This window comes from Thiovibrio sp. JS02, assembly GCF_053485635.1.
Map to the genome: position 1 here is coordinate 1,174,358 of NZ_CM130715.1, position 15,515 is coordinate 1,189,872.

Below are 15,515 nucleotides of genomic sequence, written 5' to 3' on the forward strand. Positions count from 1 at the left end.
CCATGGTCGAGATTGTCAATGACGAAATACTGAGCATGTACGTGCAGGAATCCAAGGAGCATCTGGAGAATATCGAAACCGATCTGCTGGCCATTGAACAGCAGGGGGAGGCCCTGGATGAGGAGCTGGTCAACCGCGTGTTCCGGGCCGCCCACTCCATCAAGGGCGGGGGCGGATTCCTCAATCTCGTCAACATCAAGGATTTGGCCCATAAGATTGAAAATGTTCTCGACATGATCCGCCATCGGCAGCTGGCGCCCGGCGCCAACGTGATCAATACCGTTCTCGGGGCTTTTGACCATCTCGGCACGCTGCTGGACAACGTGCTGGAAAGCAACGGTCTGGACATCTCTTCCCATGTGGTCAGCCTTGAAGCCGTTGTCAGCGGCGGGCTGGAAGCGGCCGAGCAGGATTCCCTCCATGACATGCGCCTGCTCAGCCACCCGGCGGTTGAGCAGGTTTTTGAGGTTTCGGCCTTTGATCTCAAGCAGGCAGGGCAGAACGGCCGGGTGTTTTACGTCCTGGAGATCGACCTGCTCAACGATGTGCACCGCAAGAATCTCGCCCCCCTCGACATGCTTTCCAGGCTTGAGGACGGCGGCGAGATTCTTGAGATAAAGGTCTGCCTCGCGGCGGTGGGCACCCTGGAGGATGAGGAGATCCAGGCCGTTATCCCCATGTATGTCCTTTATGCCTCGATCATTGAGCCGGATCTGCTGCCCATGGTGCTGGATCTCGATGGCGGGAAGGTGCATGCCCTGGGCGAGCTTGACAAGGTAATGGTTTCGGCCGCTGCTCCGCCGGTGTCGGAGGCCAGACCCGGCCCGGTCGACCATCCGGAAGAGCCGATTGTCCGGACCGAGGCGCCGTCGCAACCGCCCCGGCCCGCGGCGCCGGAAACGACGGGCCGGCCTCTGGAGACGGAAAAGGAGGAAAAGGCCGAACGGAGCCAGGCCGGGCCGTTGCAGGCAGAGTCGACCCTGCGGGTCAACGTGGCGCTTCTCGATCAATTGATGAACAGGGCCGGAGAATTGGTTCTGGCCAGAAATCAGCTCCTGCAGGCAATCTCCTCCCGGAGTCACGAAGAGATCAAGGTTGCCGGGCAGCGTCTCAATCTGGTCACCTCGGAGTTGCAGGAAACCATCATGATGACGCGGATGCAGCCGGTGGGCAACATCTTCAACAAGTTTCCCCGGGTGGTTCGTGATCTGGCCAGACAGCTGGGCAAGGAGATCGAGCTGAGCCTGGAGGGCAAGGAGGTGGAACTCGACAAGACCATCATCGAAGGCCTGGGCGACCCCCTCACCCATCTGGTCAGAAACGCCGCGGACCACGGCATCGAGCTGCCGGCGGACAGAAAGGCCAAGGGCAAGTCCGCGGCCGGCCATATCGTGCTCCGCGCCCACCATGAATCAGGTCAGGTCATCATTGAAATCCAGGACGACGGCAAGGGGATCGACCCGGAAAAAATCGCCCGGGTGGCGGTCGAAAGGGGACTGAGCAGTCAGGCCCAGATCCAGGCCATGTCGGACAATGAAAAGGTGAATCTCATCATGCTGGCCGGCTTTTCCACGGCCGAGCGGATCACCGAGGTTTCCGGCCGCGGGGTGGGCATGGATGTGGTGAAAACCAACCTGGACAAGCTGGGCGGGCAGGTGGAACTCCTTTCCGTGCTGGACAGAGGCTCCTGCATCCGCATCAAGCTGCCCTTGACCCTGGCCATCATCCCGAGCCTGCTGGTGTTGTGCGGCGGGGAGCGCTTCGCCATCCCCCAGGTCAATGTCAGCGAACTGCTGCGCCTGCCGGCCGCCGAGGTGCGGGAAAAGGTGGAAAAGATGGGCGACGCGGAGGTGCTTACCCTGCGGGGGGAACTCATCCCCCTGCTCCAGCTCGGCAATGTCCTCGGCATCAGGCGTACTTTCTACGATCCCGGAAGCGGTTGCTACCGGGAGGATCGTCGGGCCAGGCTTGTCGACGAACGGTTGCTGACCGAGGCGCCGGAGCGGAAGGCCGGGGAGGCGGGCGCCGCAGGGCACGGGGCCTCGGCGGAGCAGACGGCGGTGGAGCGGCGGCAGAGCCGGGAGAGCGACGTCAACATCGCCATCGTCCAGGCCGGCGCCAACCGTTACGGCCTGGTGGTGGATGAACTGAGCGACAACGTCGAGATCGTGGTCAAGCCGCTGGGCCGGCATCTGAAAGGGTGCGAGGTCTATGCCGGGGCCACCATCATGGGCGACGGCCATCTCGCCCTGATTCTGGACGTGAACGGCCTCGCGCACAAGGCGGAACTGCGCTTCCAGGCCGAGACGGATACCGCGGCCCGCAAGGCTTCGCTGGAGGGAAAACAGGGTGAGGAAAGGCAGACCCTGCTCATGTTCCAGAATGGGCCGGCTGAGTACTGCGCCGTCCCCCTCAGGATGCTCCTCCGGGTGGAGAAGATCAAAACCGAACAGGTGCGGATCAGCGGCGGGAAAAAGGTCATCCAATACCGCGGCGGCAATCTTCAGGTCTACGCGCTGGAGGAGGTGGCCCGGGTTGCGGCCCTGGAGGATCGGGAGGATCTCCTCGTTCTGGTCTTCAGGGTGGCTGGCCGCGAGGTGGGGCTGCTGGCGGTGCCGCCGTTGGACGCGGTGAATCTGGAGGGCCCCATCGACGGGGATACCCTCAGGCAGCCGGGAATACAGGGCTCCGCCATCATTCGGGGCCAGACGACCCTGATCGTCGATCTGGTCGGTTTCATGCAGGCCCTGCATCCCCAGTGGTTTGCCGGCGATTCTCCCGCCCTTCCCGGCCCGGCGGGCGCGCCGGCCATCGGCGCCGGTGGCCCGGAGGCGCAGCCGGACACCCGGTCCGTGCTCCTGGTGGAGGACTCGGATTTTTTTCGGCATCAGGTCAGAACGATTCTCGAAGAAGCTGGACTGGTCGTGGTGGCCGCGGAAAACGGCCAGGTGGCCTGGGCGCATCTTGATGCCCATCCGCGGGAGATCGCCCTGGTGGTCACCGACATCGAGATGCCGGTCATGGACGGCTTTGCCCTGGCGGGCAGGATCAGAGATGACAGGCGTTTCGACGGGCTGCCCCTGATCGCCCTCACTTCCCTGGCCAGCGAGGAGGATATGGGCAAAGGCCGGCGGCTCGGTTTCGACGAATACCAGATCAAGATGGACAAGGAAAAGCTGTTGCGGAGCGTCTGGCGGCTGCTCCGCAACGGCAGGGAAGAAAACCGGGAACCATGAAGAAGCGGTGCGCCTGCCGTCGGCAAGGCGGCGCCATGGGCAACAGTAAAATTTACAGAGTAGGGGTTACCACGAGTAATGCAAAGGAGCTCAGCGATGCAATGGTTTAACGACATGAAGATCGGCAGGCGGTTGTTGGTAAGTTTCGGTGCGGTGTTGTTGCTGCTGGTGCTGGTGGCGGGAGTCGGCCTCTGGGGCGTGATCGCCGGCAAGCATGCCACGGAAGCCATTCTGGAAACGGAAGGGAAAATACTCCAGCATGCCGTCCAGCTCGACGCCGATATTCTGGGGTTGCGGCGTTTTGAAAAGGATATTTTCCTGAATATCGAGAAGGCGGAGAAGGTCAGCGACTATTTCAAGAAATGGTCCAGGGTGTATGCCAAGGTAAGCGACGGGATTGCCGTCCTGGAAAAGACGGCGTCCCATGCCGACGACCTCGAGAAGATCCGGATCATCAAGGATAATCTGGACCAGTACAAGGCCGGCTTTGATACGGTGTACGGCATGATCGGGGCCGGGCAGCTCAAGACCGCCAAAGAGGGGAATGCCGCCATCGGCAGGTATAAGGACCCCATCCACAATATGGAGGAAACCACGATAAAACTGGCCGCTGAGGCCAATCTTGAGGTGGAGGCGGCAAAGGTCGGGATCCTGCGGGCGATGCGACGGGCGATCTGGCTGGTGCTCACCTTTGCTTCCCTGGCCGTGGTCCTGGGGGTGGTTCTGGCCGTCATGGTTGCGCGGGGAATCAGCGTTCCCCTGCGTCAGGGGGTGGATTTCACCCTCACCGTCGCCAACGGCGACCTCAGCCAGGTTATTGCCATGGAACGCAAGGATGAGCTCGGCGAACTGGCCGCCGCGATGAATGCCATGGCCAGGAAACTTTCCGTCATGATCGGCGAGGTCGATTCCAGCGTCAACACCGTGAGTTCCTCGGCCACGGAGATGTCCACCATTGCCGAACAGTTGTACGCCAGCGCCAACAACGCGGTGCAGAAATCGAACACCGTGGCCGCCGCCGCCGAGGAGATGAATTCCAACATGACCTCGGTGGCCTCGGCCATGGAGCAGGCTTCCGCCAATGTCAGCACCGTGGCCTCGGCCACCGAGGAGATGAGCGCCTCCATCGGTGAAATCTCCCGGAGCGCCGAGCATGCAAGGGAGTCGGCCAACAATGCCGTGAAACAGTCGCAGCGCGCCTCGGAGCGCGTCAACGAGCTGGGTCAGGCAGCGGAAGAGATCGGCGTGGTCACTGAAACCATCCGGGCCATCTCCGACAAGACCGACCTTTTGGCCATGAACGCCACCATCGAGGCGGCCAGGGCCGGCGAAGCGGGCAAGGGCTTTGCCGTGGTGGCCAACGAGATCAAGGAACTGGCCAAGAAGACCGCCGAATCCACCGAGGATATCTCCAGGCGGTTGCAGGGGATCCAGAAGACCACCGGCCTGACGGTGGCCGAGATCCAGGAGGTGGGCCAGGTGATTTGTCAGCTGGACGAGATCGTCGGCGCCATCGCCACTGCGGTGAGCCAGCAGAAATCGGCCACTGCCGAGATTTCGGAAAACATCGGCCAGACCTCCCTGGGAATCCAGGAAGTCAACGTCAACGTCAGCCAGACCTCCCAGGCTGTCGGCCAGGTGGCCCGGGAGATCGGTGACGTCAATGAATCCGCCAACGAGATCAGCAATTCCAGCGCCCAGGTGCAGCAGAGCGCGGCCGAGCTGAGCAAGCTCGCCGAACAGCTCAAGGGGATGATCAGCAAATTCAAGGTCTAGACCGTGCCTTGTTGAAAGGAGTCCTTGCATGAGAAGAGGCGAAATGAAGGAAGGCGGGAGCGGGGAATCGATCCAGGTTTCCTGCTTCCTCCTGGATGAAACCCACTGCGGGATCGATATTTCCCGGGTGCAGGAAATCAATGACGATCTGACCATCACTCCGGTTCCCCTGGCGCCGGACTATGTGCTGGGGATCATGAACCTGCGGGGCCGGATCGTCACCGTAATCGATCTGAGCCGGAAACTGGGGTTCCGCAAGGCGGAGATCGGCAGGACCGGTCGGATCATCATCGTGCGCTGGCAGAATGAGTATGCCGGCATGCTGGTCGAGAAGGTGACCGAGATTCTGGCCATCGACAGCGGGGAAATTGCCGAGCCGCCTTCCAACATCAGGGGGCTGCAGGGCAGTTTTTTCCGGGGGGTGGTCAAGAAGAACGGCAAGGAGCTGCTCGCCGTCCTGGACCTTGAGGCAATTCTGGCTGAGTAACAGGGGTTGCCCGCGGCAGGGAGATTTTCCCGCCGCGGGTGTTCATTCCGCAGGCGTCTCCGGTGAACCATGAAAATCAAAGTGCTGGTGGTGGATGACACTATCTTCTACAGAAAAATCCTCAGCGACGTGCTTGCCGGGCTTCCTTTTGTCGAGGTGGTCGGCACCGCCAACAACGGTGAGATAGCGTTGAACCGGATCAGGGCCCTGGCGCCGGATCTCCTCACCCTTGACGTGGAGATGCCGGGCAAGAACGGTCTTGAGGTGCTGGCCGAGGTGCAGGCCCAGGGCCTGGAAGTTGATTGCCTGATGGTCAGCTCCAAAACCCTGGTCGGCAGCGCCATCACCCTGCAGGCCCTGGAGCTGGGGGCCCTTGATTTCATCACCAAACCCGACGAGGCGGACGCCGGGACCAACAAAAAACTGTTGGCCGTCGAACTGGGCAGATTCCTGAGCGAATACCGGCGGCAGCTTGAGACCCATGGGAAAAAAGGGCGACGGGGCCCCCTTTGCCGGCCTGCTCCGGCGGCCGGCAAAGGGACGGTGCGGATCCAGCCCAGGTCCCGGCTCTTGCAGCGGCCGGAGCGTTCCCAGGTTATCGCCATCGGCGTTTCCACCGGCGGCCCCAACGCCCTGGCCCGGATTCTTCCGCAACTGCCGGGGGACATCGGGGTGCCCATTCTGCTGGTTCAGCACATGCCCGCGGTCTTCACCCAGTCCCTGGCCAGAAGTCTGGACGGCAAGTGCGCGCTCACCGTCAAGGAAGCGGTGGACGGGGAAACCATAGAGAAAAATACCGTCTACATCGCGCCGGGCGGCAGGCAGATGAAGGTGGGGAGCAGCGCCACCCTGGCCAAGGTTATCCGGATCACCGACGATCCGCCGGAAAACAACTGCCGACCGGCGGTGGATTATCTTTTCCGTTCGGTGGCGCGTGAGTATGGCTCCAAAACCACCTGCCTGATCATGACCGGCATGGGCAGCGACGGCAAACTTGGCTGCATGGTCTGCAAGGCAGGCGGCGGGGTCATCGTGGCCCAGCACGAGGAAAGCTGCGTGGTTTATGGCATGCCCAGGGCGGTGGTGGATGCGGGGCTCGCCGACGTGGTGGCGCCCCTGGAACAGATCGCCGCGGAAATCATGAAAACCGTCTGAAGAGCTTTGAGTGAAGGCATGCAGCAGATAAGCGCGCAGGAGTTTGCGGATTTTTCCGGTTACATCCACGAGATGACCGGCATCGTCATCTCCAGGGAAAAAGCCTATCTGCTGGAAAGCCGCCTGCGACCGCTCGTGGCGGCGCACGGCTTCGGAGGGTTCGGCGAACTGTATCTGGCCGCCAGGGCAGGGAATGGTGGGGAGCTGACCAAGGAGATCATCGACGCCATCACCACCAACGAAACCTTTTTTTTCCGTGATAAAAAGCCATTCGAACTCCTGCGGAACAAGATCCTGCCGGACATCATCGACCGGCGCCGGCGGGCAGGCGGGATGGGGCGGATTCCCCTGCGCATCTGGAGCGCCGCCTGTTCCTCCGGCCAGGAGGTCTACAGCATTGCCATGACCCTTGCCGAAATGCTGCCGGTGCGGGAATACGACATCCGGATCCTGGGCAGCGACATCTCAAACAAGGCTCTGGCCGCGGCCAGTTACGGGCAGTACAGCGCCTTTGACGTGCAGCGGGGCCTGCCGGAGAGTATGCGCGACAAGTATTTTCTACCCGGCGCCGGCTCGGCCCTGCGGGTTCGGGATGAGCTGCGGGCCATGGTCCGCTTCGAAAAAATCAATCTGCTGCAGCCCCTTATGCACCAGGAAAAATTCGACGTGATTTTTTGCCGGAACGTGGCCATCTATTTTTCCCGGCCTGACAAGGAGAAGCTGTTCGGCAACCTGCGTCGGATGCTGCAGCCGGACGGGGCCTTGCTCCTTGGCGGCTCAGAAACCCTGGCGGGCATGGAAACCGGCCTGGTGAGCCGCAACTATCTGCAGGGCATCTATTACCAGTCGCGGGATTTTGTGGAAACCGCCGCCCCTTCTCCCCAAAAAGCGGGAGTTCCTTCGAGTCCTCATCAGGCCATGGCATCCCTCTCGTTTCCAAGGGCGGCGGTCCCTCGGAGTGCGGACGAGCGAACCCCCGCTCCACCCGGGCTTTCGCCCCGGCATCATCCCGCGGCCCGGCAGGACGTTCTCTCTTCTCCGGACCCGGAAGAGAACGGCGGGGGTGGGGAGATCCGTAGCAGGGAGGGTGTTCCGGCCGCCGTGCCCGATCCCCCTCAAAAGTTGCTGGATGCCCTGGGCGGTGGGGGAGGGAGGTATTCCGGCTCCCTGCTTTCCTCCTTGCTTAACACCAAGACCGGGGCCGGCAGGGAAGAGGAGGCGCGGGAGATGGGGGAGCCAGCCTCCCTGCTGGCCGGGATCCGGAAACGGCATTTGGCGCAAAAGCCGCAATCCGGGGACCAGGAAGCAGGTCAGGAGCGAGGTCGGTCGCGCGGGGAAAGCGGGGGGAGGGATGAAGAATGAAAGGCGCTCCCGGCGGGAGTGATCTCCCCTGCGCAGGCAGGTTCTGAGCCGGGTTCATGGAGAGGAGGCTGATTGTTGGCCGCTTTCGGCCGCGGAAAAATCGCCGGAGTCGATGAGGGCTTCTTTGTGCCGGAGCGGCATTTTTTTCAGCCGGTATTCGCGTTTCGCCGCTGCTGAACGCGATTCCGCCTCCTCTCTGTAGACCAGGAACACCGGCCGGCGGGAACGGGTGTACCTGGCCCCTTTCTTCCCGGCATTGTGTTCGGCGAGGCGGCGGCCAAGATCGGTTGTGATGCCGGTGTAGAGGGAATTGTCGCTGCAGCGCACCATATAGACATGCCAGGGAGCCTTTGTCGGATCGGAAAGCGGTTTGCCGGGCATGGGGGTCTCAGGTATGCACGCGGTTGTCAGCCACCGGCCAGCTTGGCCTGGTACCCTTCCTTTTTCAGGGCCTCCAGGAGAATGGCGCGCTGATCGCCCTGGATCTCGATGACGCCGTTTTTCACGGTGCCGCCGCTGCCGCAGAGCTGCTTGAGCCTTCTGGCCAGGGCCAGCAGCGCTTCCCCGGCCAGGGGCAGGCCGGTGATGAGGGTGACGCCGCTGCCCTTGCGGCCCTTTGTTTCCCGCGAAATTCTGACGATGCCGTCCCCTTTTGCGGCAGGCTTTTGCTGCCGGCAGGAGCATTTACGTCTCTCCCTGCCACAGGCAGGGCATTTGCCGCCGTGTTCCGTGGAGTAAACCAGGCCGGAATCGTTTGCTGTTTTTTTAGCCATTCACTCCACCATCCTCAACATCTCGTCAATGGTGGTGAGCCCGCCAAGCCAGAAGGCCGGATCATCCAAATCAACGCCAAAGGGCTTGAGCAGCTCCGCCGGGGTGTTGCTGCCCCCGGCGCGCAGCAGGTCGAGGTATTTGGGCACAAAGGCGGCGCGGTCTTCCTTGTAGAGGTTGTAGAGGGCCAGGACCAGCAGTTCGCCGAAGGCGTAGGAGTAGACATAGCCGGGGGTGCTCAGAAAATGGGGGATGTAGGACCACCAGATTCCGTAATCCTCTCGCAGATTGACGGAGTCGGCGAACATGGCCCGCTGGGTGGTGAGCCAATGGCCGGCCAGCTCCTCCGGGGAAAGTTCGCCGCCCTCCCGCCGGGCGTTGTGCACCGCATGCTCGAAACGGTTCATGGAGACCTGGCGGAACACGGTGGCAAAGATGGATTCCAGCTTCTGGCAGATAAAGGCCCGCCGTTCCTCAGGGTTGGTCAAGAGCCTGACCTGGGAGTTGAACAGAAGCAGCTCGGCGAACACCGAGGCGGTCTCGGCCAGGACCAGGGTGGTGGAGGAGTTGTAATAGCCGTTTTGGGCGGCAAGGTACTGGTGCACCCCATGCCCCAGCTCGTGGGCCACGGTGGAGATGTCGCGCAGGCTGCCGGTGTAGTTCACCATCACATAGGGGTGCACCTCGGGCACGCAGGGGTGGGCAAAGGCCCCGCCCCGTTTGCCTTCCAGAATCGGGGCATGGATCCATTTTTTCTCAAAAAACAGCCCGGCGATTTCCCCCATCTCCGGGGCGAAATCGTGGAAGGCGGCAAGGACCATCTCCTTGCTGGTCTTCCAATCCACCAGGGTCGTGGGCAGGTGGGGCAGGGGGGCGTAGCGGTCGTAGTCGCACAACTCATCCAGGCCGAGGATGCCCTTTTTCAGGCGGTAGTAGCGCTGGACCATGTCATAGCGGCTGGTGACCGCGCCCACCAGCACCTCCACAGTCCTATCCTCCAGCTCGTTGTACAGGTTCATGGAGCTGACCCAGGAGTCGTATTTGCGGAGCCTATCGTCGATCATCTTCTCGGCCAGCAGGGTGTTGAAGATGTGGGTCAGCACATGGAGCTGGCTTTTAAGCCCCTCGGTGAGATCGTCTGCCGCCTGGGACCGGACCGCACGCTCCGGGCTGTAGAGATCGGTCAGCACCTCCTCTTCGCTGCGCTGTCTTTCCCCGAACTTGAGATTTCCCATGACCTTTTCAAAGAGGTTGGTCCAGGAGGAGCGGCCCACCGGCGCCTTTTCGATGAGCAGGGTTTCCTCGGCCATGGACAAGAGATGCCTGGCATAACGCCGCATGCTCGCCAGGTGATGGCGGTAGTGGGCCAGGGTGTTATCGGCCAGCAAGGGGTCGGCGGCGGAATCCTCCACCTTGCTCCACTCCAGCTCAAAAAACACGGTCTCCCGACCGATCCGGCTGCCAGCCTCCTTGATCTTCTGGAGAAAGGCGCCAGCCGGGGCGTTCTGGATCTGGGTGGTGAAGTTGAGAAAGGCAAAGGTGGCAATCCTGCCCACCAGGGTTTCCAGCGTTTCCAGCCGCGAGACCAGGGTAAGGAGCTGGTCCGCATCAAGGCTTGCGACCCTGTCCACGAACTGCTCCTTGAGAGCTTTCGCCTCCTGCTCACACCAGGCGATGTCGGTTTCGACCTTTGGGTCATCGATGTCCTGGTAGAGATCGGTCAGTTGCCAGAGAATCTCGGTGGTGCCGAGCTGTTCGTTCAAGGGATTGGTCATGGGATCTGCTCCTTGTTCTTGTGTCTGACGACAACTTCAGTCGCCGGGGGATTTCTGGTTTTTCGGTATTTGCGGCGCGTCCTCGCCAACCAGCACGGGCTGGTCGTTTTCCCAAAGTACGGCATACTGGCCCAAACGTTTTTTCTTCTCCAGCGCATCGGCGACGGCGTGTCTCAGGGACTCCAGCATCCGCTGCGTGTCGGGTGAGGGGGCTTTTTGGGTATCGCATGCGTGGCTCATGGGATGGCCTCCTTGGCCAAATGTTGATACAGATTGTGATCGAGAATATATACTGTATTGGGGTGCTTCTGAATTGCACAGCATCTGGTGAATGATACATTTTATTTATTCAAGCCTTGCAGCCTCGGCTGCGATATGCCCGGCAAGGGAAGTGACAAAGGTCTTGAGACTGGTCATCGGGGACAAAGAGGAAAAATCACCGCTGTCAGCGGCAGTTCTCGGAGAGGCTATAACCGAAGCGGTTGTATAAAGTTGTTCCCGTGTCAGCTTCTGGCAGAGCAAATCGTATCGCTGGAGATAGGACGCGTCCTTGAATTCTTCGAATACGGGGAAATGAGGAGAGTTGTCCCTGACCGGAGACCGGGATTCGGATGCGTCCTCAACCAGCACTAGCCAGCCAACAAATGGGCGGGGTTGTTTGCCGTACGCTCCTTCGCGGTATGCTGTCCATAAGTCGTGGGCCGTGCCGATTGCCTCTTCAGTCCGGTTGTTAAAATTGTTGCCGAAGGAAGGCCCGACCTGGCTTTTCAGTTCGATGGACGCGATCAGCTCACCTTTGTGGATAACAAGAAGATCCCAGAGTTTGGTTGGACGAAAAAAACCGGGCAGCGTCAGAACAGCTTTTTTCTGGTGGATATCGGCATGGGCAAGCCCATTGGCACGGATAATATCAAGTATCAGAGCGATAAATCCGTCCATGTTTTTGCCAGCGGTAACTCCAGCACGTTCGCCCTGGTCTGCCTTGCCAGACTCGATCTGCTTCTTTTTGGCGGCCTTCCTGTTTCCCCAAAACGCCTGTACTGCTTCACGAGCCTTGCGTTCATAATCTACGAGATCAATTGCCATTTTTGTCTCCATTACCGCCAAGAGCGGATTGTTCTTCCTGGCTCAGTTCGTATAATTTGAAAACAGCTCGGTTACAGGCGTCAAGATCGCGGATGTTTGCGGCATGAATCAATTCCTGCCTGAGATTCTCGGATACCTCCCGCCAGAAGGGAATCCGGATACGTCGCAGGTACTGCGCCTGAAAACGTAAATACCCTCCGCGCATTTTTGTTGAGTAGGTAGCCATAAAGAGCTTGGCGATGCTGGAAAGCAATACCGCCTGCAAGGCCCGCAAATCCCACATGTCTGATACGACATAGTAAAGGTTGTGGTGCGGATAGAGCTTGCCGGGCTCGAAAACGATATGAGCTTCGCCTTTAATATCAGGTATCAGCAGTTTCGGTTTGCGGGTCAGCTTGGGCCATATCCGGTCAATCGTCCGATACCAGTTTGATGGCGCTTTCTGGGCACAATGGCGTTTTGCAATTATCACCTTGCGCGCTTCGAGATAGCTGGCTAATCTGGGGTAATCCCGCAAATCGACGAGGCTACCGTCGGCGGCGAACGGATTTATGACGCCTTGACCTCGCCAGATAACTTCACCGGATCGAATATCCCGGGTTGCGACCAAGGGAAGTTTACGGTCAGGCTCAACGTCAAGCGACTCGAAATCACCAATAAAAGCTTTGTCCGCTCCAGTCGCCACGCCAATTCCGACCTTACAGCCAGCATGCTCCAGCGCGGGAAACCGGCTTTCGATGCGCCGAATCAGCGACATTTGATCAGGGGATTCCAAAAGCCATGGTTCGGAACCGTTTACCACGCCAATCATTTCCCGGACAGATGAGTCTTTTGACGGGATATCCGAGTTGATATCCGCCACAAGGGAAGCAAGTAACTTTTTTTCGATTTTAGGCCGATGGGCTATGCGGGTCCCGCTTGTTTTTGACTTGGAAATGACGGTGATCGCCGGATAGGCGCTGACTTCGGAATGAAAGGCGTTGGTATCCATCATGTCGACATAGGCTTTGAGATGGAAACCTCTTGCTATGTATTCCCGTAACAGCTTGCCGTAGCGGTTTTTCATCCAGCGGTCGGCGCAAATGAAGCCGAGCGTTCCACCATCAGCGAGAAGAGATAGCGAACGTTCGATAAAAGGGATGTAAAGATCGGCGCGGTCATACATCGTTTGGTAACGACGACGGTATTCAGACAACAACGGAGCGGGAATCAGTTCTTGCCGGACATAAGGCGGGTTGCCGACAACAAAATCAAAACAAGTGCTCTGCTGTTCAAGAAGGAAATCCCCCTGAATCAGCCATCGGCCGGCGAGTTCTGAAGCCACGGATGCCGAAAGACCTTCTTTTTTCAGCCGATTGATTACGGCCCTGCGTGTTGAGGCAAAGGTTTCCCGGTGCAACTCCACGGCACGAATGGCCTCTTTCAATTCAATGCCAGCGGTTGAGGCATTCCCGTCATGCATGCGCCACGCTGCAAGCAAACGATCAACAATGGGAAGAAGGAAATCGCCCTTGCCAAAAGAGGGCTCAAGAATACGCCGGAGGTGCAATGGCTCGCTGGCAATGTAGCCAACCAGATCGAGAATAAAATCAACGACCTCGATGCGCGTAAAGATTGCTCCTCGCGCCTCAATTCTGCTGTTCGACGCCAGTGTTTCAATTGCGTCCATGACTGCCACAGGTCTCGGAAAGGCGGGACCATCCAGCAGGTCGAATAATGTTGGCTGCCTCAGGCTCGGCATACAAATTCTCCATTCTTATGGTTACCCATTGTTAACCGATGGGCATGGAGTTATCCTTGTCGGTGTCGCTGGTGCGTTTTTCCTTTCTCGGATGTGATTTATTCAATCTTCATACCTGACAACCCCCCTCTTTTCAACTCATTATCCTTTAAATCCAGGCTGCGCAGGGCCTCCGGCAAAATATCATTGCGGCGGCAGGCAAAGAGCGATATACAAATGGAAATTCATTTTCCCCTGCTTAACCCGATCATTAAATCCTTAACTTGCAGCCAATTGCCCCATGAGCGCACCCAGCCCCGATTCCGCTGCCGTCTACGACGAAAGCAAGATCAAGACCTTAAGTTCCCTGGAGCATATCCGTCTGCGGCCCGGCATGTACATTGGTCGGCTCGGCAACGGCAGCCATCCGGACGACGGCATCTACATCCTTCTCAAAGAGGTGGTGGACAATGCGGTGGACGAGTTCATCATGGGGGTGGGCAAGCGGATCAACGTTGATATCGGCGCGGACGGCGTGGTCAAGGTGCGGGATTTCGGGCGCGGCATCCCCCTGGGCAAGCTGGTCGAGTGCGTGAGCGTGATCAACACCGGGGCCAAGTACAACACCGATGTGTTCCAGTTTTCCGTGGGATTGAACGGGGTGGGCACCAAGGCGGTCAACGCCCTGTCCGACCGTTTCGAGGTGACCTCCTTCCGGGACGGCAAGTTTGCCAGGGCCACCTTTGCCAATGGCGAGCTGGTCGGGGAAGAGCAGGGCGACACCAGCGAAAAGAACGGCACCCTGGTGGCCTTTCACCCGGACCCCAATGTTTTTGAAGGCTATTATTTCATTCGGGAGTTCGTCCGCAAGCGGTTCTGGCGCTATGCCTATCTCAATGCCGGGCTCAAGATCTATTTCGACAACGAGTGCTTTCACTCGGCCAACGGCCTCCTGGACCTGCTTGCCAAGGAGATCGGCACAACCCAGCTTTACGAACCCATCCATTACAAGAATGCGACCCTGGAGTTCGCCTTTTCCCATACCGAGGGCTACGGCGAGACCTATTTTTCCTTTGTCAACGGCACCTACACCAACGAGGGCGGCACCCATCTTTCCGCCTTCCGGGAAGGGATCCTGAAAGGGGTCAACGACTTTTCCGGCAAGAAGTTCTCCGGCGAGGACGTGCGTGAGGGCGTGGTGGGCGCCATTGCCGTCAAGGTCAAGGACCCGATCTTCGAGTCCCAGACCAAGAACAAGCTCGGCAACACCGATGTCCGCACCGACATCGTCAACAGCGTCAAGGATTTTGTCTGCGACTTTTTTTACAAGAACACCGAGCTTGCCGAGATCATCATCGATAAGATCCAGCAGAGCGCCAAGATCAGGAAGGAGCTCTCCCATGTGCGCAAGGAGGCCAAGGCCAAGGCCAAGAAGGTGGCGCTGAAGATCCCCCAGCTCAAGGACTGCAAGTACCATCCGACCCCGGAAAGGCCCTCCGATCCGGAGCGGCCCAACATGATCTTCATCACCGAGGGGCAATCGGCCTCCGGCTCCATCGTCAGCTCCCGCGATCCCATGCTGCAGGCGGTCTTCTCCCTGAAGGGCAAGCCGATGAACGTCTACGGCCAGCCCCTGACCCTGCTCTATAAGAACGACGAGATGTACAATATGATGCGCGCCCTGGACATCGAGGAATCGGTGGAGACCCTGCGCTACGACAAGGTGATTCTCGCCACCGACGCCGATGTGGACGGCCTGCATATCAGAAACCTGCTTCTCACCTATTTCCTTCACTTCTTCGAGGCCCTGGTCAAGCGCGGCCATGTCTACATCCTGGAGACCCCGATCTTCAGGGTGCGCACCAAGGAGGAGACCATCTATTGCTACACGGACAAGGAGCGGGCCGCGGCGGAAAAACACCTGGCCGGCGGCGGCAAGGGCAGAAAGCCGGTGGAAATCACCCGCTTCAAAGGCCTGGGGGAGATCTCGCCCAAGGAGTTCAAGCAGTTCATCGGCCCGGACATGCGGCTGCAGCAGGTGAACATCGACACCCTAAGCGAGGTGCCCAGGCTGCTCTCCTTCTACATGGGCAAGAATACGCCCGAGCGTAAGGAATACATCATGGATCATCTGGTGGTCGTCTGAT

At 59.4% G+C, this 15,515-nt stretch carries 12 protein-coding genes; 6 read left to right on the forward strand and 6 right to left on the reverse strand.

What is annotated here, in order from left to right; genetic code table 11:
- Window positions 1-2 precede the first annotated feature (2 nt).
- The 5 genes from ACUUL3_RS05575 (at window position 3) to ACUUL3_RS05595 (ending at window position 8,016) form a co-directional block, all read left to right on the forward strand.
- The gene (locus ACUUL3_RS05575) at window positions 3-3,236 is read left to right on the forward strand and encodes a hybrid sensor histidine kinase/response regulator (RefSeq protein WP_448555370.1); all 3,234 of its coding nucleotides are present in this window, start codon (window positions 3-5) and stop codon (window positions 3,234-3,236) included.
- A 96-nt stretch (window positions 3,237-3,332) separates the two neighbouring features.
- A complete protein-coding gene (locus tag ACUUL3_RS05580) occupies window positions 3,333-5,012 on the forward strand; it encodes a methyl-accepting chemotaxis protein (RefSeq protein WP_448555372.1) in 1,680 nt (559 codons plus the stop codon).
- A gap of 28 nt (window positions 5,013-5,040) precedes the next feature.
- Complete coding sequence (locus ACUUL3_RS05585) at window positions 5,041-5,499, forward strand: chemotaxis protein CheW (RefSeq protein WP_448555374.1); 459 nt, start codon at window positions 5,041-5,043, stop codon at window positions 5,497-5,499.
- Between the two features lie 69 nt (window positions 5,500-5,568).
- A complete protein-coding gene (locus ACUUL3_RS05590; protein WP_448555376.1) occupies window positions 5,569-6,654 on the forward strand; it encodes a protein-glutamate methylesterase/protein-glutamine glutaminase in 1,086 nt (361 codons plus the stop codon).
- Window positions 6,655-6,672: 18 nt separating this feature from the next.
- Complete coding sequence (locus ACUUL3_RS05595) at window positions 6,673-8,016, forward strand: CheR family methyltransferase (RefSeq protein WP_448555378.1); 1,344 nt, start codon at window positions 6,673-6,675, stop codon at window positions 8,014-8,016.
- Between the two features lie 54 nt (window positions 8,017-8,070).
- Here ACUUL3_RS05595 and ACUUL3_RS05600 read toward each other — a convergent pair whose 3' ends face one another.
- The 6 genes from ACUUL3_RS05600 to ACUUL3_RS05625 form a co-directional block, all read right to left on the reverse strand.
- Window positions 8,071-8,397 carry a GIY-YIG nuclease family protein gene (locus ACUUL3_RS05600; RefSeq protein WP_448555380.1) on the reverse strand — a complete coding sequence of 109 codons (327 nt, stop codon included), beginning with the start codon at window positions 8,395-8,397 and terminating at the stop codon, window positions 8,071-8,073.
- 26 nt (window positions 8,398-8,423) lie between these two features.
- Complete coding sequence (locus tag ACUUL3_RS05605) at window positions 8,424-8,789, reverse strand: translation initiation factor Sui1 (RefSeq protein WP_448555381.1); 366 nt, start codon at window positions 8,787-8,789, stop codon at window positions 8,424-8,426.
- Window positions 8,790-10,562 carry a M3 family oligoendopeptidase gene (locus ACUUL3_RS05610; protein ID WP_448555383.1) on the reverse strand — a complete coding sequence of 591 codons (1,773 nt, stop codon included), beginning with the start codon at window positions 10,560-10,562 and terminating at the stop codon, window positions 8,790-8,792. It lies immediately after the preceding gene.
- A gap of 36 nt (window positions 10,563-10,598) precedes the next feature.
- Window positions 10,599-10,802, reverse strand: coding sequence for a hypothetical protein (locus tag ACUUL3_RS05615; protein WP_448555385.1), 204 nt, complete (start codon window positions 10,800-10,802; stop codon window positions 10,599-10,601).
- Window positions 10,803-10,907: 105 nt separating this feature from the next.
- Window positions 10,908-11,648, reverse strand: a complete 741-nt coding sequence (locus ACUUL3_RS05620; RefSeq protein ID WP_448555387.1) for a PaeR7I family type II restriction endonuclease — start codon at window positions 11,646-11,648, stop codon at window positions 10,908-10,910.
- Window positions 11,638-13,317 (reverse strand): Eco57I restriction-modification methylase domain-containing protein, encoded by a 1,680-nt coding sequence (locus ACUUL3_RS05625; protein ID WP_448556440.1) that lies wholly within the window; start codon window positions 13,315-13,317, stop codon window positions 11,638-11,640. The genes ACUUL3_RS05620 and ACUUL3_RS05625 overlap by 11 nt, the downstream gene beginning before the upstream one ends.
- A gap of 352 nt (window positions 13,318-13,669) precedes the next feature.
- Between ACUUL3_RS05625 and ACUUL3_RS05630 the strand changes: the two genes are divergently transcribed.
- The gene (locus tag ACUUL3_RS05630) at window positions 13,670-15,514 is read left to right on the forward strand and encodes a DNA topoisomerase IV subunit B (protein ID WP_448555388.1); all 1,845 of its coding nucleotides are present in this window, start codon (window positions 13,670-13,672) and stop codon (window positions 15,512-15,514) included.
- The last annotated feature ends 1 nt before the right edge of the window (window position 15,515 follow it).

What these genes read in the sequence shown, in the direction of transcription:
- ACUUL3_RS05575 (WP_448555370.1), top strand. Translation starts at nt 3, where the DNA reads ATGGTCGAGATTGTCAATGACGAAATACTGAGCATGTACGTGCAGGAA.
- ACUUL3_RS05625 (WP_448556440.1), bottom strand. Translation starts at nt 13,317, where the DNA reads ATGGACGCAATTGAAACACTGGCGTCGAACAGCAGAATTGAGGCGCGA.
- ACUUL3_RS05615 (WP_448555385.1), bottom strand. Translation starts at nt 10,802, where the DNA reads ATGAGCCACGCATGCGATACCCAAAAAGCCCCCTCACCCGACACGCAG.
- ACUUL3_RS05585 (WP_448555374.1), top strand. Translation starts at nt 5,041, where the DNA reads ATGAGAAGAGGCGAAATGAAGGAAGGCGGGAGCGGGGAATCGATCCAG.
- ACUUL3_RS05630 (WP_448555388.1), top strand. Translation starts at nt 13,670, where the DNA reads ATGAGCGCACCCAGCCCCGATTCCGCTGCCGTCTACGACGAAAGCAAG.
- ACUUL3_RS05610 (WP_448555383.1), bottom strand. Translation starts at nt 10,562, where the DNA reads ATGACCAATCCCTTGAACGAACAGCTCGGCACCACCGAGATTCTCTGG.
- ACUUL3_RS05620 (WP_448555387.1), bottom strand. Translation starts at nt 11,648, where the DNA reads ATGGCAATTGATCTCGTAGATTATGAACGCAAGGCTCGTGAAGCAGTA.
- ACUUL3_RS05580 (WP_448555372.1), top strand. Translation starts at nt 3,333, where the DNA reads ATGCAATGGTTTAACGACATGAAGATCGGCAGGCGGTTGTTGGTAAGT.
- ACUUL3_RS05590 (WP_448555376.1), top strand. Translation starts at nt 5,569, where the DNA reads ATGAAAATCAAAGTGCTGGTGGTGGATGACACTATCTTCTACAGAAAA.
- ACUUL3_RS05595 (WP_448555378.1), top strand. Translation starts at nt 6,673, where the DNA reads ATGCAGCAGATAAGCGCGCAGGAGTTTGCGGATTTTTCCGGTTACATC.
- ACUUL3_RS05600 (WP_448555380.1), bottom strand. Translation starts at nt 8,397, where the DNA reads ATGCCCGGCAAACCGCTTTCCGATCCGACAAAGGCTCCCTGGCATGTC.
- ACUUL3_RS05605 (WP_448555381.1), bottom strand. Translation starts at nt 8,789, where the DNA reads ATGGCTAAAAAAACAGCAAACGATTCCGGCCTGGTTTACTCCACGGAA.